This is a genomic window from Trueperaceae bacterium (genome assembly GCA_036381035.1).
Lineage (GTDB): Bacteria > Deinococcota > Deinococci > Deinococcales > Trueperaceae > DASRWD01.
The window spans coordinates 46,656-66,468 of the sequence record DASVDQ010000097.1 but is presented as its reverse complement, the minus strand read 5'-3'; the positions used below and the strand labels follow the sequence as shown (position 1 = coordinate 66,468).

Below are 19,813 nucleotides of genomic sequence, written 5' to 3'. Positions count from 1 at the left end.
TGCGGGCGAGTGACCCGCAACCTCAACAAGGCCAACAGGCTCAAGGAGATGGAGAAGCTCCTGGCGCTGCGGGCGCACCGCGTCGCCGAGCTCGCCGAACGCTTCGGCGTGAGCCGGCGCACCATCGAGCGCGACCTCTGGGACCTGCGCGAGGTCATCGACCTGGTCGAGGAGGACGGCAACTACCGCATACCGGCGCGCGGGAGCGCCCTCAACGAGGTGGAGGCGCTGGCGGTGCACAGCGCGACGCGCCTGCTCGTCCACACCGGGGTGGGCGACAGGCACTACCGCAACGCGCTGCAGAAGCTGGCCATGATGCTGCCCGAGCCCGCGCGCTCGGCCCTGGCGCGCAGCGTCGACCGCCTGCCCACGACCCGCCACGACCGCACTCTGGACCTCGTCGCCCAGGCCTGGTTCAACCGCCGCGTGGTCCGCTGCGAGTACCGCTCCGCGCGCGGCAGCCAGCACCACCCGCACGAGTACGAGATCTTCTACTACGAGCTGAACCGCCGCAACCTGCAGCCGTACGTCGTCGCGCGGGAGCGGCTCTACTTCAAGGGCATCGGCGCGTTCCGGCTCTCCCGCATGCGCAACGTCAGGCTGCTCGACGAGACGTACGAGATCCCGGCGGACTTCGACCCCGTGGCGTTCCTCGACGGCGCCTGGGGCATCACGGTCGTCGGCGAGCCCGTCGAGGTGCTGCTCAGGGTCGACCCCTCCGTCGCCGCCTGGTTCGAGGAGCGTCAGGACTTCGACCGCAACATCGAGGTCGTGTCCGAGGCCGAGGACGGCTCGCTGAACGTCGTGCTGCGCGGCCGGCTGGCGAAGGACGGCGACGCCCACGAGCTGCTCGCCTTCATCCTGAGCTGGGGCTCGAAGGTCGAGGCGCTCGAGCCCCTGGCGATAAGGGAGCGTCTGGCGGCGGAGGCGAAGGCGGCCCTGGCTCGCTACTCCTGAAGGCGCAGCTCGCGGACGCCCGGCCCGACCCTGAGCGGGCGCGGCGACGACGGGAGGCGCGGTGGCGGGCCCCAGGAGGGAGCGACGCTACCCGTCGCAACGCGCCGCTAGGCTCGCCGCTGAAGGGCCGAGGGCGCGCCGGAGAAGGGCCGAGAGGGCGCGAGCGACCGAAGGCGGGGCGGGAAGAGGAGGTGTGGCTATGAGCGAGCTGCGCGACGCGCGGGCGGGCGACGCTGCCCGCACCGTCGTCCTCGCCGCCGACCCGCTCCTCGCGGCCCGCGAGCTGCTGCCCGGCCGCACGCTCCTCGCGCCCAACCCCCGCGCGGCGCGCGCCGTGCGCGGGGTCGGCGTCGCGCGCGGCCTGCACGATCGCGCCGCGCGCGCCGTGTCCCGCCAGGGGGCCTCCCTCGCCGGACCCATGGCGCGCCTGCTCGCGCTGCGCGAGGTCGTGGCAGAGGTCCTCGCTCCCGCCGACGTCGCGGGCACGTCCCGCCGCGTGGAGCCCGTCGTCAGCGAGCTCCTCCGGTCCGGGATCGCGTCGCGCGCGGGGCTGATCGCCGCGCTGGAGGGCGCGCCCGGCGTCGGCAGGCGCAGCGCCGCGGTGGCCCGGCTCGCCCTGGCCTACCGGAGGCGCCTCGAGGAGCGGGGCGCGGTCGACCCCGCCGAGCTGCTGTGGCGGGCCGCGGCGGCGCCCCTCGAGCGGGAGGTCGTCCTCGTGAGCGGGTACGCCAGGCTGGGTGACGGCGAGGTCGCGTTCCTCGACGCCCTCGCCGCCGCCGGTTCGGCCGTCGTGCTGCCGCGCGGCTTCGCCTCCAGCGAGGCGGCGTCCGAGGAGCTGGCCGCGCGAGGCTGGAGCGTCGTCGAGGACGTCTCCGTCGGCGACGCGCCCGGCCCGCTGATGGCGGCGGCGTTCACGGCGGCCGTCGGCGACGCCAGGAGGATGAGCGGCCCGGACCATGGGCCGGCGGCAACGGCCGGCTCTTTCGGCGAGGCCGCGAGGGCGGACGCCTCCTTCGGCGACGCCGGGAGGCCGGGCGGCTCGGAAGAGGTGCCGGCGGCAACGGCCGGCTCGGCTCCCGGTCCCGGCACACCGTCCGTCACCGCCCGCCGCCTGGCCGACGAGGAGGACGAGGTGCGCTTCGTCCTCGCCAGCATCAAGCGGCTGCTGGCGTACGGCGCGAGGCCCGACGCGGTCGTGATGGTCGCGCGCGACGACCGCGGCTACGGACCGCTGGTCAAGGCCGTCGCCGCGGAGTTCGACGTGCCCGTGCGCCTCGCCTACGCCGTGCCCCTGCGGGAGACGCGCCTCGGGGAGGCGGTGTCGCTGCTCGTGGAGGCCGTCGGCGGTCGGCTGCCGTTCGAGCCGACGGCCAAGCTCCTCAGGCACCCGCTCACGCGCGCGCTCCCCGACGAGGCGTGGGCGGCGGCGCGCACCGGTCACGCGACCGGCGCCGCCGAGTGGCAGGCCGCCGGCGCGGAGCGCGCCGCCCTGCTCGACTGGCCCGGGCGGGCGTCGTGGGGCGACTACCGGGAGCGACTGACCCATGCCCTCGAGGGCCTCGGCCTCGCGGCGCCGACCGGCCAGCGCGACAGGCGGGCCCACGCCAGGCTGCTGCGGGCCCTGCGGGACGCCCTGCCGCCCGCCGGTTCGGCCCCGGAGCGCGAGGTCGTTCCCCTGGGAGCGTTCCTCGGCCTCCTGAGCGACGTCCTCGACGCCGCCACCATGCCCGCCGACCCGCCCGGGCGCGGCGCCGTGGAGCTGCACACGCCGCTGGCGGTGTTCGGCGCGCGCTACGACCACGTCTTCGTCCTCGGCCTGTCGGAGGGCGCCTTCCCGGAGGCCGTGGCCGACGACCCCGTCATCGACTTCCACGAGAGGCGAGCGCTGGCGCGCGCCGGTCTGGAGCTCGAGGACGCCGAGGGCGCCGCCGAGCGCGAGGAGCTGTCGTTCCTGGCCGTGCTGCACGCCTGCGGCGCGAGCCTCACGCTCACCTGCCCGGAGAGCTCGGGCGGCAAGGAGCGTCTGCCGAGCCCGTTCTTCGCCGCGGTCGGCGTGGGCGAGCCGGAGCCGGCCGAGCCGAGGACGCCGGCGAGCCGGCTCGAGGGCCTCATCGCCACGCTGGAGAAGGCGGACGGCCGCGCGCGGTACGCGTGGTCCGTGGAGAGGCGCCGCGAGGGCGGCGAGCCGCCGGACGCGCACGACGGCGTCCACGGCGTGCCGCTGCCGGTGGCGGGCAGCTACAGCGCCACGCAGCTCATCGCCTTCGGCCAGTGCTCCTTCCGCTGGTTCGTCCAGTACGGTCTGCGGCTCCACGAGCTCGAGGAGGCCGAGGAGGACGTCAGCCCGCTGACGATCGGCTCGATCTTCCACGCGACCCTGATGCTCGCCGTCATGCGGGCCAAGGAGGAGGCGCCCGCGTGCGGTGAGACCCCTGAGAACGACCCGTTCCGCGCGGCCGTCCTCGACCATCTGGAGCGCGCCTACGACGAGGCCAACGCGCAGCGGGGGGAAGGGGACAGGCGGGTGCGCTCGCTGACGTGGCCCCTCAGGCGCGGCGACAACCTCGAGACGCTCGCGCGGCTCGTGCGGTCGCCAGACTTCGCCCTGCCCGGCGCGCGGGTCCTGGCGGTGGAGCAGCGGTTCAGGTCCACCTGGCGCGGGCTCACGGTGACGGGGGCCGTCGACCGCATCGACGCCGTGACCGTGGACGGCCGGGACCACCTCGTCCTCACCGACTACAAGTTCGGGTCCTCGGTGCCGCCGGGCGCCAAGTCGGCGGACGGCAAGCTGAGGCTCGACGTGCAGCTCCCCCTCTACGTGGAGGCGGCCGCGCCGGCCCTGTTCCCGGGCGTGCCCGTCCGGGAGGCGCGCTACCTCTCGATCAACGCCGCCAAGGTCAAGGCCAGGGTCGTGCCGGAGGAGATCGACAGCGCGGCCCTCGACGGGCTCGTCGCGCGCTTCCGGGAGGCGCTCGCCGCCGGCTCGTTCCCCCTCGACCCCGACGTCGAGCTCGCGGCCTGTCGCTACTGCGACTACGACGTCGTGTGCCGGCGCGGCCCGCGCCTGTCCCGCAAGCGCGGAGCCGAGGGCGGCGAGCCCGCGGGCGAGGTGGCGGCGTGAGCGCGACCGAGCGCGCCGGGGGAAGCGCCCGCGTGTGCCAGTCCGAGCGGGCCGCTGCGCCAGCCGTCCCCGACGTGCGGCGCGACCGCGGCGACCTCACCCCGGAGCAGGCCCGCGCCGCCTTCGCGCCCGGGTCCGTCGCCGTCGTGGCCGGCGCGGGCACCGGCAAGACGAAGATGCTGGCGCACCGCTACCTCCACCACATCGAGGAGGGGCTGTCGCCTCTCGAGGTCGTCGCGGCCACCTTCACCGACAAGGCCGCCGCCGAGCTGCGCAGCCGCATACGCGCGCTGGTGCGCGAGCGCAGGCCGCGCGACAGGCGGTCGCTGGTGGAGCTCGAGGCCGCCCAGATCGGCACGATCCACGCCCTGGCGGCCAGGGTCTGCCGCGACCACCCGGAGGAGGCCGGCGTGGCGCCCGACTTCACCGTCCTCGACGACCTGGAGCGCGTCGTCTGGCGCGCGGACCGGCTCGAGGAGGCGATCGCGGAGCTGCCGGAGGACGTCTTGGGCGCCATGCCGCTCTACCTGCTGCGCGCCGTGCTCGAGAAGCTCCTCGACGACCCCCTCACGGCGGCGGAGGCGCTCACCAAGGGCCCCGACGACTGGCGGTCGCTGCTCGCGCGCGAACGGGAGGCGTCCTTCGAGCGCATCGCGGACGACCCCCGGTGGCGGGAGTGGCGCGCGACGTTGACCGCCCACCGCGGCGGCGACGGCGACAAGGCCGAGGAGGCGCGGCTCAACGCCGTGGCGGCGATCGACGCCCTGCTGGCGCGCGACCCTGAGCGCGCCCTGGCGGCCGCGAAGGCGGTCCGGCTCAACGGCGGCAGGGAGAGCGCGTGGCCCGACGGCGGGCTGAGGTCCGTGAAGGCGGCTGCCGGCGAGGTGCGCGACGCCGTGAAGGCGGTGTGCGGCTCGGGCCCGCTGGCGCTCTCCTGGGGGCCGGCCGACGACGGCCTCGCCGACCTGCTGCCGCACCTCAGGACGGCGTACGAGCACGTCTCGCGCCGCCTCGAGCGCGCCCGGCGCGAGGCCCGCGTCCTCGGCTTCGCCGACATGGAGCTCCACGCCCTGAGGGCACTGGAGCACGAGCGCGTGCGCGAGCACTACAGGGAGCGCTGGAAGGCCGTGCTGGTGGACGAGTTCCAGGACACGAACCCGGTCCAGGCGCGGATACTCGGGCACCTGATGGGCGGCGCGCGGTTCACGGTCGTCGGTGACGAGAAGCAGTCGATCTACGGCTTCCGCGGCGCCGACGTCGCCGTGTTCCGGCGCTTCCGCGACAGGATCGTGGCCGGCGGCGGCGAGGAGGTCGTCCTCACCAGGACGTTCCGCGCGCACGAGGGCCTGGCGCGCGAGCAGGAGCCCGTCCTGGCGGCGCTCCTCGGGGACCTGCACCAGCCGCTCACCGCGGTCCGGTCCCCACCTGGCGCCGCCGAGCGCTACCTGGAGTTCCACGCCTGCGTCGGCACGGGGACGTCGCGCGTCCGCCGCCTCAACGAGGCCCGCCTCGTGGCCGAGCTCGTGCGCGGGCTCGTCGAGGACGGCACCCTCGTCGCCGACCCCGACAGCGGCGAGGTCAGGCGCCTCCGCTACGGCGACGTTGCCGTGCTGGCGCGCGGCAACGCGCCGTTCGAGACGTTCGCGGCCGTCCTGCCGTCGCTGGGCGTGCCGGCGGTGGAGGTGGCCGGCGGGGACCTCCTGGGCGCCCGCGAGGCGAAGGACGGCGAGGCCTGCCTGCGTTTCCTCGCCGACACGGCCGACGGCGTGGCGCTGGCGGCGCTGCTGCGCTCGCCGTTCTTCGCCGTCGACGACGGCGAGCTCCTCGAGCTGGCGCGCTCGGCGCCGCAGGGGACGACCTTGTGGCAGCACCTGGCGGCGGCGCCGGAGGCCACCGCGAGGCTCGACCGGGCGCGCGAGGTCCTGGCGCGGGCCCTGGAGCGCCGCTGGGACGAGCTGCCCAGCCGGCTGCTGCAGGGCATCGACGAGGCCGCCGGCTACTCGGCGGTGGTCGCGAACCTCCCCGGCGGCAGGCGGCGCCTCGCCGACTGGCGGGCGTTCCTGGCGCTCGTCAGGAAGCTCGAGGGGTGGCACCGGGACGCCTTCGCCGTGGCGCGCCAGCTCCGCCGCCTGCGGTCCGCCGGCGTCGCGGTGGACCGGCCCACGCTGCACGCCGGCGACGCCGTGACGCTGATGACGATCCACGGCAGCAAGGGCCTCGAGTGGCCGGTCGTCGTGGTCGCCGACCTGAGCTTCCAGGCTGGCAGGGACGACCCCTCGGTGTCGTTCGACGCCGCGCTCGGCCTCGGCATAAGGGTCTCCACCGACGACGGCGAGCGCGCCGACCCCGTGATCCTCTCGCTCCTCAAGCACGCCAGGGCGGAGGCGGCGCAGGACGAGGCGCGGCGCCTGCTTTACGTGGCGCTGACGCGGGCGCGCGACAGGCTCTTCCTCACCGCGAGCCAGCGCGACCGGGGCCTCCTCGCGCTGCTCGAGCCGGCCCTCGAGGCGGCGGGCGTCGCCTGCGTCGAGGTGCCCCTCGACCTCGGGCTCGCCTACCCCGACCCGCCGCTGCCGACCGCCGCGGAGCACGGGCTCGTGGCGATCGCCGCGCCGGGCGGGGGTTGACGTCCCGCCGGCGCCGGTCCGAGGCGGCCGCCGCGTCCCCAAGCCGATCCGACCCCGTCGCAGCGCCGACCGTTGCCCCGCGGCTTACGTGCATATACACTCAAGTCGTGCCTGCGTCCGAGCGGATCGCCGCCACGCGCGGGTGCCTGTGCCTGGAGGCACGCCGCACCGCCCGCCTCCTGACCAGGCACTACGACGAGCACCTGCGGCCCACGGGTCTGAGGGCCACGCAGTTCTCGGTCCTCGCCGCGCTGGCTAACACCGGCGGCGCCACGGTGACGCGGCTGGCCGACCTGCTCGGCCTCGAGCGCACCTCGCTGTCGCGCAGCGCGGAGCTACTCGAGGAGCGCGGCTGGGTCGAGTCCGCGTCGACGGGTGACGCCCGCGAGAGGCGGCTCACGCTGACGAGCGCCGGGCTCGCGCAGCTCGAGCGCTCGCTGCCGGCTTGGGAGGCGGCACAGGCCTCGGCGCCGACACTGCTGGCCGCGGCGGCCGAGGAGGGGGCAGCAGCAGTTCCTGGAGGTGCCGTGTGAAGACCGTCAACCCCTACCTGAACTTCCGCCGCGAGACCGCCGAGGCGTTCCGCTTCTACGGAGAGGTCTTCGGCGCCGAGCCGCAGGTCATCACCTTCGGTCAGTTCGGCGACGGTGGCGCCGGGCTCCCCGAGGACGAGCGGGACCTCGTCGCGCACGCCTACCTGCCCCTGGGCAACGGCCACGCGATCATGGCCAGCGACGCCCCGCCGTCGCTGGGACTGCCGTTCGTCGAGGGCAACAACGTCCACATCATGATCGACACCGACGATGGCGCCGAGGCCCGGCGCCTCTACGAGCGCCTCTCGCAGGGCGGCCAGGTCCACATGGAGCTGGCCGAGACCGGCTGGGCCGAGCTCTACGCGAACCTCGTGGACCGCTTCGGCATCAGGTGGATGATCAACTACGCGGGCAACAAGGGCGGGAGCGCCTAGGTCGAGCAGCCGCACGGCCGCTCGGCGTGCGCGGCCCGCCGGCCTTCCCCGTGGGGCGCGCCGCGCGCCGCCCCCAGGGGTTCGCTCGGCGGGCCGCTCCGCCCGGCCTCAGTAGCCCTCGTAGCTGCCGTAGTCGAAGGTGCCGGTCGAGGGGTCGTAGCCCTCGCAGCCGGCGGCGGCCCAGCAGCCCTGGGCGTTGAACGTGTCGGACCAGGTGTCGCCGTCCACGTAGCCGGCGGCGCAATCCTCGAACGTCGTGCACTGGCCGCCGCCCCCGCTCCCGCCGCCGCCGGTGCCGACCCACTGCGCCACCGTCTGCTCCCCGAACGCCAGCACGAGCACGCCCACGGCGAACTCCTGCTGCTCGGCCGGCGTGGCGTTGGCCCAGTTCGCCCGCACGCGCTCCCAGATCGCGCGCGCCTGCGACAACACGACCTGCTCGGACCGGGAGAGCGCCGGGAAGCTCTGGGCGATGGCCTGGAGGGCCTGGGTGCGCTCGGCGGGGGTGAACGTGTAGGCGTAGCCCATCTCGGCCAGGACGAACTCGAGGGCCTCGATGAACGCCGTCGCGTCGTCCTGCGTCAGGCTGGCGTACTGCCCCGTGGCGATCACCGGGGAGCCCTGCTGAGGGGCCGGCGTCCCGGCCCCCGGCGGAGGAGCGCCGGCCGCCGGGCCGCCGGGCTGGGCCGCGGGCCCTCCGCTCACGCGCGTGAGTATGACCTCGATCTCCGTCTCAGGCCGCACGACGCCGTCCACGACCTCGTAGAACCAGAGGCCGAGGGTGTCGCCCTCCAGGGCCGCCTCGAACCCGAGCTGGCCGTCCGGCGAGCTCGCCACGCCGACGCCCACGCCCTCCTCGACCCAGCCCTCGAGCTCGAGGTGGACCCCGGGTCCGTCGAGGTAGCCGAAGAACCGCTCACCCTGCATCGTGAGCTGGACCGTGATCGTCCCCTGTTCGACCGGCACCTGGTACGTGCCGCCGAGGTCCTGGGCCAGCGCGGCCGCGCCCGGCGCGAGCGCCGAGAACGCGACGAGGAGCCGACCCGCCGTCTCGATGAGGGCTGAGCGCGTCATGGCACGAGCCTGGCGCAGGGGGCGTTACGCGGTCGTCACTCGGTCCCGCCGCGCGTCGAGCAGGGGCGTCCACCACGCGCCGGCCTCCGCGGCCGCCTCACCACCGGCGCGCGCCGCCTCCGCCACTTCCTCGACGAGGTAGCGCGGCAGCGCGGCGTGGTCGAAGCCGGCCGTGGCCGCGGCCAGGCTCTCGAGCTGGCGCCTGTCGCCGTAGCCGAGCACCGCGCAGGCGAGGGCCGCTATCGCCAGCTCGTACTCGACCCCCTCCAGCGCCTCGAGCGCCTCGTCGATCCGCAGCCTCGCCTCCTCCGGGCGGCCGAGCTCGCCGAGGCACGACGCCGCCCGCGCCAGCGCGATGAGCCGCACGTGCGGCATGTCCTTCGTGGCCCCGAGCGCGTCGTACTGCTCCAGCGCCTCCTCGACGCGCCCGAGCTGCCTCAGCGAGTAGGCCATGTTGAGCCTCAGCACCGACACGTTGTCGTAGTCGCCGAGGTCGAGGACCGCACGCGCGGCGGCGACGGCCTCCTCGTGCCTGCCGAGGTCGCCCAGGCAGAAGACGAGGTTGAGGGTCGTGTCGACCTGGTGGTAGCGCGAGCCGAGCGCCTTCGCGAGCGCGAGGGCCTCGCGGTGCACGGGCAGCGCCTCCTCGTTGCGTCCGGCGTCGTCGAGCAGCACGCCGAGGCTCGAGAGGTGCTGCACCAGCCGTAAGCCCGGCGGGCGCTGGCGCAGCCTGGCGATCGCGTCCTCGAGCCTCGCCCGCGCCTCGTCGTGCTTCCCCTGCTCCCTCGCGAGCCAGGCGCCGAGCATCGCCGCGTCGTGCATCAGGTCGTCGGCGTCGCGCAGGGCGGCCTCCATGGCCACGACCTCCTCGAACACCTGGCCGGCGCGCGTGTACTGGCCCACCATCATCGCCAGCCAGGCGTCCGCGAGCAGGCGGTAGGCCACCAGCGCGGGCGAAGGGTCCTCGACCTCGCGCGCGGCCGCGAGCTGCGCGGCCGCGTCGTCCATGCGACCCGACTCGCGGTAGAGCTCCGCCAGGCCGAGGCGCAGCCAGGCCGCGTCCTCCCCGGCCGGCAGGCGGCTCACCGCCGACTCGAGCAGCTCGATGGCGGCGGGGTGCAGGCCGCGGGCGCGGAGCTCGCCGGCCCGCTCGCGCCAGGACGCGCGCGCCCTCGCGACCTCACCGGCCGCCAGCCAGTGCTCGGCGACGAGGCCGGCGTCGGCCTCGCCCTCCAGCGCCGCGGCTATGAGCCCGTTGAGGAGCCGTCGGCGCGCCGGCGCGACGCGCGCGTCGAGCGCCTGCCGCAGGAGGTCGTGGCGGAACTCCCCGTCCCGCAGGAACCCCGACGCCTCGGCCTCGTCGAGGGCCTCGGCCACGGCCGCGGGGGAGAGGCCCGTCACCTCGGCGACGACGGCGGGAGAGAGCGGCGCGTGCGCGAGGGCCATGGCCTCCAGCACGCGGACCGTGGGGGCGCCGAGGAGGTCCAGCCGCCGCGAGATGACGTCGGCGATCCTCGGCGGTACCGTCAGCTCCGAGTAGTCGACGGTCACCTCGTCGACGTCGGTGTGCCAGCCGTGGTCGTCGCGCCGCAGCCGGCCGGACTCGAACAGCGAGCGCAGCGTCTCGAGCAGGAACAGCGGGTTCCCGCCCGTGTGCCGCCACAGGCGCCGGGAGAACGCGAGCGGACCCTCCTCGCGGCCGATGAGGTCGGCGAGCAGCGAGCGCACGGCCTCCTCGTCGATGGGGCCGACGTCGACGAGGGTGAGGAGGCCCGGGCCGCGCAGGGCGGCCAGCGTCCTCTCGAGCTCGGGTCCGGCCTCCCCGTCGCGGTAGGCGCCGTAGGTCCTCAGGCCGCGGCCCGCGAGGTAGACGACCACCTCGAGCGTGGCAGCGTCGGCCCACTGCAGGTCGTCGACGACCAGCACGCCTCCGCCCGCCTCGACGAGCCGCGCGATGGCCTCGGCGACGCGCGACTTGGCGACGTCGCCATCGAGCGGCGTGTGGACGGGGTCGTCAGAGAGCTCGGGGACGAGGCGGGCGAGGTCGTCGCGGTAGGGCCCCAGGCCGGCGGCGAGGTGCGCCGCGCCGCGCACGAGCTGGGCGAGCGGGTGGTAGGGCAGGCGCTCCAGGCCCTCGACGGCCCGCGCCCGCAGGCCGCCGGCGACGGCCTCGTCGAGCAGGGCCGACTTGCCGATCCCGGGCTCGCCCCGCAGCAGCACGACCGGGGTCGACGCGGCGAGCAGCGCGTGCCTGGCGGCGTCGCGCCCGACGAGCCGCGACGGGGAGAGGAGCACCCTCTCCGGCTGCGGCGGCCTGGCCAACGGCAGCTCGAGGGCGTCGCCGCGGCGGACGGCCTCGGCCAGCGCGGCCGTGGCGGGCAGGGGAGAGAGGCCGAGCTCTTCCTGCAGCTCCCGTTCGAAGCGGGCGTAGGCGGCGAGCGCGGCGTCACGGCGGCCGGCCAGGTAGAGCGCTCTCACGTAGGCGGCCAGCACGTCCTCGGCCAAGGGGTCGGCGTCGTGGACCCTGGCCAGCAGGCGGGCCGCCTCCTCGTAGCGGCCGGAGGCGACGAGCTCGGCGGCGCGGCGCACGCCGACGTCGAGGAAGGCCAGACGGAGGCGGTCCCTCTCGCCCTCGAGCCAGGCGTCGAAGCCGCCGACGTCGTGCACTGCGAAGCCGTCGAGCAGCGGTCCCTCGTAGGCGCTCACGGCGGCCGCGGTGTCGCCGTCCCCCAGGGCGCGGCGGAACTCCGCGACGTCTGACGCCACGGGCCAGCGTAGGGCCTCGGGCGCCGCCTCGAGGGGCGGCTCTAGGGGGAGGCGCCTGGCGCGCAGCACGAGCTGGCGCAGGTTGCGCTTGGCCGTCGTCTCGTCCGAGTCTGGCCAGAACAGGAGCGCGAGGCGGTCGCGGCTGACCCAGCCGCCCTCGACGGCCAGGTAGGCGAGCAGGCAGCCCCGGCGGTCGACCGGCAGGCCCCCCTCGGCCCCGAGCGCGGAAGAGCCGAGCAGGCTCAAGCGTGACGTCATGTCACGTCAGTCTAGAGGCACGGCCGGCCGTAACGGCCGCGTAACGCCCGCCGCGCTGAAGTGCGCCATGCGCCCAGGCAGGGTGGTCTCCACCGTCATAGTCCGCGTCGTGGAGTCGGGACGCGGCCAGCGGTCGATAGTCCTCCACGACCTCATCGCCCGGGAGGTGAGGGAGTTCCGCACCTGGGAGGAGGCGGTCGCCCACCTGCGCCGCCGGAGCGAGGCCAGGGGCGTCAGGTGACAGGTGGTCACACATTGACCACAACGTAGTCACGCCGTGACCACATCGGCCCGACGCGGGCTGGAGCTGTGAGAGGGCGAGCCGGCGACTCCCGCTTCGTGCCGCTCGCCCGTCCGCGGCGTGCCGCTCCCTCGCGCCCTGCCCGGGTCGAGCACGTCCGCGCGGCTCGGACCTCCCGGCGTCGTGGCCAGGCAGTGACCACAAGGTGTTCACAGCGCAGACCGCTTGTGACCACAGCTTGTAGCCCGCGCGGGATGCCCTTAGCATCCCGCATGGCACAGAGGAACCCCCTCGACCTGGAGCGAGAGGTCCTGGAGGCCTTCGAGCACGCTATGCGCGTCACCGAGCTGGTCGTCGGCGCGGTCCCCGAGGAGCACTGGCACGCGCCGCCCCCGCAGAAAGGGCGGACGATCGCCGCGATAGTCGCCCACGTCTACGGTCTCAGGCGCACGTTCGCGAAGATGGCCAAGGTGCCCGTGGGCCCCACGCTGCCTACCAAGACCGTGACCAAGGACGAGGCGCTGGCGGCGCTGGCCGAGAACCGCGAGGCCCTGGTCGCGCTCTTCCGGGACGCGGTCGCCGAGAGGCGCGGTCGGGTGCCCGGCATGCCGAAGCGCACGGCGATGATGATGGCCTACCTGATGCAGCACGACGCCCACCATCGCGGACAGATCACGCGGCAGCTGAGCGAGTTCGGCTACCAGCTGCCTGGCGAGGTCACGATGAAGGTGTGGGGCTGGCGCAGGCTGGACCGCTGACCGGCACCCGGCGGCAGCGCGGAGCCGCGCACGGCGGGCGGCGCGCGGCGTCGCGGGACGAGGGGGCGACCGCTAGGGGGCGGCGACGGCCCGCGGTCGCGGTGGACGGCGCGAAGCCACCGCCGCCGCGGGACGAGGGCCGGCGGGGGTCAGAAGTCGCCGTCGGCCACGTGCAGGCAGGTGACGCCGAGCTCGCGCCACATCCTCACGACGCGGTTGCGGTCCTCGAGCACGCACAGCACGTCGGCGTCGCGGTAGTCAGCCTCGTACCAGCGGCGCTTGAGCACGTCGTCGGGGGTGTGGTCGTGGTACCCGCGCATGACCAGCCGGTGGTAGGTCACACCGTGCGCGGCGAGCCACCGCTCGGTGACGGCGCGCGTGTCGTCGCGCCGGCCCGTGGTGATGTGGATCTCGTAGCCGGCCTTGGCGAGGGCGTTCACCACCTCGATCACGGGCCAGATGGGAGCGTCGCCGCCGGCGGCCGCGTAGAACGACTCGTAGTCGGCCGGGTCCTGCTTAACGAAGCGCTCGCGGTGGCTGGTGTCCGAGAGGGTGCCGTCGAGGTCGCAGAGGACGATCTTGGACATGGAGACCGAGTCTAGGACGGCGCCTGTCCCTCGTGGCGGCGGAAAGCCACCGCTCGCACCGGCCGCATGATCAGGGCCTCGAAGGCAGCGCCCATCCGCTCGGGAGGAACGGGCATGCCGGCGCCCAACCACCACTCGATGAGCGCGACGAGCGACCGGACGAGATGGTTCACGGCCGCCTCCGGCGGCAGGAGCGCATCGGGGGCCGGCTCGAACCTACACCCCAGGTTGGCGAACGCGACCTCCCGCGCCCTCGCGACGAGGTCGACGGACCGCTGGCTCGCGACGAGGACGCGGTAGAGGTCGGCGTGCCGGCGCACGTGGTCGAACACGGTCGCGCCGCTGCGCGAGGCGTCCTCGTCGGCCAGCGTCGGCTCGAGCAGGCGCAGCAGGTCGGCCAGAAGGTCCTCGAGGAGGTCGAGCAGCAGCGCGTCCTTCGAGGGGTAGTGCCTGAAGTAGGTGGCGTAGCCCACCGCGGCGCGGTGGGCGAGGTCGCGGATCGTCACGGCCTCGTAGCCCCTCTCGAGCACGAGGGAGACCAGCGCCTCGCGCAGGCGCTGCCTGGTGCGCACCACCCGAGCGTCGACCTTGGCGACCGCTGAGCTCACGAGGACCAGTCTAGCCTCACGTAGTTTATGAAACACCGTGTATCGTAACGGCCATGGACGAGACACTTGCCGGCGACGGCGTCTGCCCCTTCCACGGTGCCGGCCGTCGCAGCCAGCCGCCCGGCGCCAGCCCCAGCCCGGACCCTTACGTCGTGCACCGCGGAGGCGACGAGGTCGAGGTGCGTTCGCTGGCCGCGGCGCGCCAGGTGCTTAGGGCCGGGAGCGTCGCCCGCCAGAACGGCTTCGGGGTCGAGCAGGCGTCGCGTTCGCCGCTCCGCACCAAGCCGCCGGTGCTGTGGCAGGACGGCGAGGAGCACAAGAGGCAGCGCACGGCCATCGCCCGCTTCTTCACGCCCCTGGCCGCGAAGGAGCGTTACCGGCCCCTGATGGAGCGCCTCGCCGACGAGCTCGTCGCCGAGGCGGCCGCCCGTGGGCGGGCGGAGCTCAGTGGGCTGGCCATGCGCATGGCCGTCGGGGTCGCCGCCCAGGTCGTGGGCCTGACCGACAGCCGGCGGCCGGGCATGCACGCGCGCATCGAGGCGTTCATCGCCAACGGCGGTGCGCGCCCGTCGTGGGACCCGCGGCAGCTCGTCCGGTTCGTGAGGCTGCAGCTGGCCGTCACCGACTACTTCATGACCGACGTCAAGCCGGCCATCGACGCGCGCCGCCGCCAGCCCAAGGACGACGTCATCTCCCACCTCATCTCCCAGGGGCGCAGCGACCAGGACGTCCTCATCGAGGCGATCACCTACGGCGCCGCGGGCATGGTCACGACCCGCGAGTTCATCGCCATGGCGGCCTGGCACCTGCTCGACGACGCCGAGCTGAGGCGGCGCTACCTGGCGGCAGACGAGGGGGAGAGGCAGGAGCTGCTGGCCGAGGTGATAAGGCTCGAACCCGTCGTCGGCCGGCTCTTCCGGCGGCTCGAGGGCGAGGTGGCCCTCGCCGAGGGGGAAGCGCTCCCCGCCGGGTCGCGCGTCGTCATCGACGTGCGGTCCGCGAACGCCGACCCCGCCGCCGTCGGCCCGCACCCCCTCTGCCTGGACCCGGACAGGGAGGTAGCGGCCAAGGGCGTCCAGCGCTACGGCCTCTCGTTCGGCGACGGCCACCACCGCTGCCCCGGCAGCTACCTGGCGCTCGAGGAGGCGGACGTCTTCCTCCACAGGCTGCTCTCCCTGCCCGGCCTGCGACTGGTCCGTCCTCCGACCGTGACCTTCAACGACCTGGTGCAGGGCTACGAGCTGCGCGACATGTGGGTGGAGGCCGGTTGAGCCGGGTCGCCCGACCTCCATGTCGCGCGCGGGTTCGCGGCGCGCGTGCGACCGTCGCGCGGGAGAGCTAAGCTCGCTGACCATGGAGCAGGGGCACGCCGAGGTTCACGAGGTCGACTACGTGGCGCCGCTGGGCGAGGGCGCCGGCAAGACGGAGCGCTACCTGGAGCTGCGCCGCTACGTCCTGGCGCTCACCGAGGGCGAGCCCGACTGGCTCGCGAACCTCGCCAACGTGGCGGCGGCGGTCTACGACCACGTGCCACGGGTGAACTGGGCCGGCTTCTACCTGATGAAGGGCGGCGAGCTGGTGCTCGGCCCGTTCCAGGGGCGGCCCGCCTGCGTGCGCATCGCGGTGGGGCGCGGCGTGTGCGGCACGGCCGTCGCCGAGCGACGCACGCAGGTCGTGCCCGACGTCCACGCGTTCCCCGGCCACATCGCCTGCGACGACCGCTCCCGCTCCGAGATCGTCGTGCCCATCGTCGTGGGCGGCGAGGTCGTGGGCGTGCTCGACATCGACTCGCCCGACGTCGGCACCTTCGACATCGAGGACCGGCGCGCGCTGGAGACGATAGTCGCCGACATCGTGCCGCGCGTCGACTGGGCGGCGGCGACCAGGTCGTAGGGCCGCCGCAGCCGACGGCCCGTAGCGCAGGCGCGGCCGCACGAGCGGCCGCGCCTCACGCTTGAAGGGCCTAAGTAGCCCTACGCCGCCTCCACGACGGGCGCCTCGAACTGCGAGCGGTAGAGCTTGGCGTAGGCGCCGCCCGCTGCGAGCAGCTCGTCGTGGGAGCCGCGCTCGACGATGCGGCCGTGCTCCATGACGAGGATCACGTCGGCGCCGGTGATCGTCGAGAGCCGGTGGGCGATCACGAAGCTGGTGCGGTCGCCGCGCAGCGCCTGCATCGCCTGCTGGACGAGGTACTCGGTGCGCGTGTCCACCGAGCTCGTGGCCTCGTCGAGGATCATGATCGGCGGGTCGGCCAGGAGCGCCCTGGCGATCGTTATGAGCTGCTTCTCGCCCACGCTGATCGCGCCGCCCTCGTCGTCGACGACGGTCTCGTAGCCGTCCGGTAGGCTGTGCACGAACCTGTCGACGTACGCCGCCTTGGCCGCGCTGAGGACCTCCTCGCGGCTGGCCCCGGGGCGGCCGTAGGCGATGTTGTCGTAGATCGTGCCCTTGAAGAGCCACGTGTCCTGCAGGACCATCCCGACGTTGCGCCTCAGCTCGGCCCGGGGCATCTTGGCGATGTCCTTGCCGTCGATGAGGATGCGGCCCGAGTCCAGCTCGTAGAACCGCATGATCAGGTTCACCAGCGTCGTCTTGCCCGCGCCCGTGTGCCCGACGATCGCGACGGTCTGGCCCGGCTCCACGACGAGGTTCAGGTCCTCGATCAGCGGGCGGTCGGGCTCGTAGCGGAACGAGACGTCCTCGAACACGACGCGCCCGCGCACGCGGTCGAGGCTCAGCTCCGCCACGTCGGGCTGCTGCTCCTCGGCGTCGAGGAGCTCGAACACCCGCTCGGCCGAGGCCACGCCGGACTGCAGCAGGTTCGCCATGCTGGCGAGCTGCGTGACCGGCTGCGAGAACTGACGCGAGTACTGGATGAACGCCTGGACGTCCCCGAGGCTGATCGTGCCGGAGGCCACGCGCAGGCCGCCCACGACGGCGATGACCGCGTAGCTGAGGTTCCCGATGAACATGCTGATGGGCATGATCAGGCCCGAGTAGAACTGCGCCTTGAAGCTGGACTGATAGAGCTCGTCGTTGTGGCGCTCGAACGCCTCCACGACCTCCCGCTGCCTGCCGAACACCTTGACGACGGCGTGCCCCGTGAAGGCCTCCTCGACGTGGCCGTTGAGGGCCCCGGTGCTCCGCCACTGCGCGATGAACTGCGTGCGGGAGCGGCCCATCACCAGGCCGGCGAGGACCATCGTCGCCGGGATGCTGGCCAGCGCCACCAGCGACAGCACCGGCGAGATCGAGAACATCATCACCAGCACGAACAGCACGGTGAGCAGCGAGCTCACGGCCTGGCTGAGGGTCTGCTGGAGGGTCTGCCCGACGTTGTCGATGTCGTTGGTGACGCGCGAGAGCAGCTCGCCGCGCGGCTGCGAGTCGAAGTAGGAGAGGGGCAGCCGGTGCAGCTTGGCCTCGACCTCGCTCCTGAGCCTGTACATGGTGCGCTGCACGGCCTCGTTGAGGGCAACGCCCTGCACGAACGAGAGCAGCGCCGAGAGGGCGTAGATCCCGAGGGCGATCAGCAGCACCCGCCCCACGGACGCGAAGTCGACGCCCTGGCCGGGCACGAAGTCCATGCTGGCGAGCATGTCGGCGACCCTCTCGCCGGCGGTCAGGCGGGCGCCGGCGACGGCCTGCTCCTTCGTGATGCCGGCGGGCATCTGCGCGCCGATCACGCCGGAGAAGATCAGGTCGGTCGCGCGCCCCAGGACCCGCGGCCCGGCCGCCGAGAGGCCGACCGCCGCGACGCCCATGACGAGGGCCAGGATCACCAGCAGCCTGTGGGGGCGGAGCTGGCCGATGAGCCGCCGCGCCGAGGGGCCGAAGGCCTCGGCCTTGCCGCCGACCATGACGCCGCCGCCGAACGGACCGCCGACGCGGGCGCGCTCGGTCTGCTTGAGCGTCTTCCTGCCCGCCGGTCCGGCCCCGCCCGGGGCGGCGGGCGCGCCGTCGGGGGCGCCGGCCGGAGCGCCGCCGGGCTGGGCGCTATGCTGCGCGCCGCCGGCGACCTCGCCGTTGCGTGAGGCGCCGCCGGGCGCCGCGCCGTCCCTGCCGGGTCCGCGCCGCGCCATCAGGCCGCCTCCGCCTGACGCTGGGACATGACGATCTCCCTGTAGGTGGGCGAGGTGCGCAGGAGCTCCTCGTGGCGGCCGAGCCCCACGACCCTGCCGTCCTCGAGGACGAGGATCTGGTCGGCGTTCTCCACGGTGCTCACGCGCTGGGCGACGATCACGCTGATCGCGTCGGTTAGGTGCGGCCTCAGGGCCGCGCGCAGCCGGGCGTCGGTGGTGACGTCGAGGGCCGAGAACGCGTCGTCGAAGACGTAGACGTACGGACGCTTGATGAGGGCGCGGGCGATGGCCAGGCGCTGGCGTTGGCCGCCCGAGACGTTCGTGCCGCCCTGGGCGATCGGCGCCTCGAGGCCCTCGGGCATCTCGGCGACGAACTCGCGCGCCTGAGCGATCTCGAGCGCGCGCCACATCTCCTCCTCGGTGGCGTCGGGCCGGCCGTAGCGCAGGTTCGACGCGATCGTGCCGGAGAACAGGTAGGCCTTCTGCGGCACGAGGCCGATGCGCGCCCACAGCGCCTCGGGGTCGTAGTCGCGCACGTCTACGCCGTCGAGCTTGACGCTGCCCGCCGTCACGTCGAAGAGGCGGGGGATGAGCCCCACCAGCGTCGACTTGCCGGCCCCCGTCGAGCCGATCACGGCCAGGGTCTGGCCGGGCCTCACGGCGAAGCTCACGCCGGAGAGCACCGGGTGGTCGGCGCCGGGGTAGGCGAACGAAACGTCCTCGAAGACGAGCCCGCGCTCCCTGCCGGCGGGCGCCTCGGTCACGCCGTCCGCGGGCGGCTCCACCGTCGGCTCGGTGTCGAGGACCTCGACGATGCGGTCGGCCGCGACGGCGGCGCGCGGCACGAGCATGAACACGAAGGTCGACATCATGACGGCGATGAGGATCTGCATCAGGTAGCTGAGGAACGCCGTCAGCGAGCCGATCTCCATCGCGCCGTCGGCGACGCGGATGCCGCCGAACCACAGCACCGCCACCGACGAGAGGTTGAGGACGAGCAGGACGACGGGGAAGAGCGCGGCCATGTAGCGGCCGACGCCGATGGCGACGTCCGTGAGCTCGCGGTTCGCCGTCCCGAAGCGGTCGCTCTCGACCTCCTCGCGCACGAACGCGCGCACGACGCGGATGCCCGAGATCTGCGCGCGCATGACCTCGTTGACCCTGTCGATGCGCCTCTGCATCGACCTGAAGCCGGGCACCATGCGCGTCACGATCAGGCCCACCGCGGCGCCGAGCAGCGGCACGGCCACCAGCACGAGCCACGAGAGGCCGACGTCCTCCCGGAGGGCCATGATCACGCCGCCGATCATCATCATCGGCGCCGAGAGGAGCATCGTGAACGACATCATCAGCGACATCTGGACCTGCTGGACGTCGTTGGTGTTCCTCGTGATGAGGGAGGGCGCGCCGAAGTAGCCGACCTCGCGGGCCGAGAAGTCGGCGACGCGCGAGAACACGGCGGAGCGCACGTCGCGCCCGAAGCTCATCGCGGTCCTGGCGCCCAGGAACGTGGCGAGGACCGTGGCGGCGACGTTGAGCAGGGACACGCCCAGCATCACCGCGCCCTGGCGCAGGATGTAGGCTGTGTCGCCGAGCACGACCCCGCGGTCGATGATGTCGGCGTTGATGCTGGGCAGCAGCAGCGCGGCTAGCGTGGCGATCAGCTGCAGGCCGGCCACGACGGCGATCGTCCCGCGGTAGGCCCTGGCGTACCTCGAGATCAGCGTCAGCAGGGCGCGGATGGGCATGGGTCCTCCCTCCTCGGAG

The 19,813-nt window shown here is 74.1% G+C and carries 15 protein-coding genes; 9 read left to right on the top strand and 6 right to left on the bottom strand.

Translation table 11 applies throughout. From position 1 onward, the window contains the following. The 5 genes from VF202_11240 to VF202_11220 form a co-directional block, all read left to right on the top strand. A partial coding sequence (locus tag VF202_11240) for a WYL domain-containing protein (GenBank protein ID HEX7040683.1) occupies nt 1-957 on the top strand: 957 nt, incomplete at its 5' end. Between the two features lie 199 nt (nt 958-1,156). Continuing rightward, the gene (locus tag VF202_11235) at nt 1,157-4,078 is read left to right on the top strand and encodes a PD-(D/E)XK nuclease family protein (GenBank protein ID HEX7040682.1); all 2,922 of its coding nucleotides are present in this window, start codon (nt 1,157-1,159) and stop codon (nt 4,076-4,078) included. Next, nucleotides 4,075-6,705 carry a UvrD-helicase domain-containing protein gene (locus VF202_11230; GenBank protein HEX7040681.1) on the top strand — a complete coding sequence of 877 codons (2,631 nt, stop codon included), beginning with the start codon at nt 4,075-4,077 and terminating at the stop codon, nt 6,703-6,705. The genes VF202_11235 and VF202_11230 overlap by 4 nt, the downstream gene beginning before the upstream one ends. A gap of 107 nt (nt 6,706-6,812) precedes the next feature. Then, entirely contained in the window at nt 6,813-7,238 is a 426-nt protein-coding gene (locus tag VF202_11225) for a MarR family transcriptional regulator (GenBank protein ID HEX7040680.1), read from the top strand. Further along, nucleotides 7,235-7,672, top strand: a complete 438-nt coding sequence (locus VF202_11220) for a VOC family protein (GenBank protein HEX7040679.1) — start codon at nt 7,235-7,237, stop codon at nt 7,670-7,672. The genes VF202_11225 and VF202_11220 overlap by 4 nt, the downstream gene beginning before the upstream one ends. Nucleotides 7,673-7,780: 108 nt before the next feature. On the opposite strand, the gene VF202_11215 is transcribed toward VF202_11220, so the two are convergent. Continuing rightward, nucleotides 7,781-8,746, bottom strand: a complete 966-nt coding sequence (locus VF202_11215; GenBank protein ID HEX7040678.1) for a hypothetical protein — start codon at nt 8,744-8,746, stop codon at nt 7,781-7,783. A gap of 24 nt (nt 8,747-8,770) precedes the next feature. Then, complete coding sequence (locus VF202_11210; protein ID HEX7040677.1) at nt 8,771-11,770, bottom strand: BTAD domain-containing putative transcriptional regulator; 3,000 nt, start codon at nt 11,768-11,770, stop codon at nt 8,771-8,773. A gap of 67 nt (nt 11,771-11,837) precedes the next feature. Between VF202_11210 and VF202_11205 the strand changes: the two genes are divergently transcribed. Further along, nucleotides 11,838-12,011, top strand: a complete 174-nt coding sequence (locus VF202_11205) for a hypothetical protein (GenBank protein ID HEX7040676.1) — start codon at nt 11,838-11,840, stop codon at nt 12,009-12,011. A gap of 272 nt (nt 12,012-12,283) precedes the next feature. Then, nucleotides 12,284-12,769, top strand: coding sequence for a DinB family protein (locus VF202_11200; GenBank protein ID HEX7040675.1), 486 nt, complete (start codon nt 12,284-12,286; stop codon nt 12,767-12,769). 149 nt (nt 12,770-12,918) lie between these two features. Here VF202_11200 and VF202_11195 read toward each other — a convergent pair whose 3' ends face one another. Next, nucleotides 12,919-13,356 carry an HAD family acid phosphatase gene (locus VF202_11195; GenBank protein HEX7040674.1) on the bottom strand — a complete coding sequence of 146 codons (438 nt, stop codon included), beginning with the start codon at nt 13,354-13,356 and terminating at the stop codon, nt 12,919-12,921. 11 nt (nt 13,357-13,367) lie between these two features. Further along, entirely contained in the window at nt 13,368-13,964 is a 597-nt protein-coding gene (locus VF202_11190) for a TetR/AcrR family transcriptional regulator (protein HEX7040673.1), read from the bottom strand. A gap of 53 nt (nt 13,965-14,017) precedes the next feature. Here VF202_11190 and VF202_11185 point away from each other — a divergent pair, with 53 nt between their 5' ends. Next, nucleotides 14,018-15,235, top strand: coding sequence for a cytochrome P450 (locus VF202_11185; GenBank protein ID HEX7040672.1), 1,218 nt, complete (start codon nt 14,018-14,020; stop codon nt 15,233-15,235). Between the two features lie 82 nt (nt 15,236-15,317). Next, nucleotides 15,318-15,857 (top strand): GAF domain-containing protein, encoded by a 540-nt coding sequence (locus tag VF202_11180; protein HEX7040671.1) that lies wholly within the window; start codon nt 15,318-15,320, stop codon nt 15,855-15,857. Nucleotides 15,858-15,937: 80 nt separating this feature from the next. Here the strand turns inward: VF202_11180 and VF202_11175 are convergent, their stop codons facing one another. Together VF202_11175 and VF202_11170 are read right to left on the bottom strand one after the other, a co-directional pair. Further along, nucleotides 15,938-18,046 (bottom strand): ABC transporter ATP-binding protein, encoded by a 2,109-nt coding sequence (locus tag VF202_11175; protein HEX7040670.1) that lies wholly within the window; start codon nt 18,044-18,046, stop codon nt 15,938-15,940. Then, nucleotides 18,046-19,794 carry an ABC transporter ATP-binding protein gene (locus VF202_11170; protein ID HEX7040669.1) on the bottom strand — a complete coding sequence of 583 codons (1,749 nt, stop codon included), beginning with the start codon at nt 19,792-19,794 and terminating at the stop codon, nt 18,046-18,048. Before VF202_11170 ends, VF202_11175 begins: the two co-directional genes overlap by 1 nt. Nucleotides 19,795-19,813: the final 19 nt, after the last annotated feature.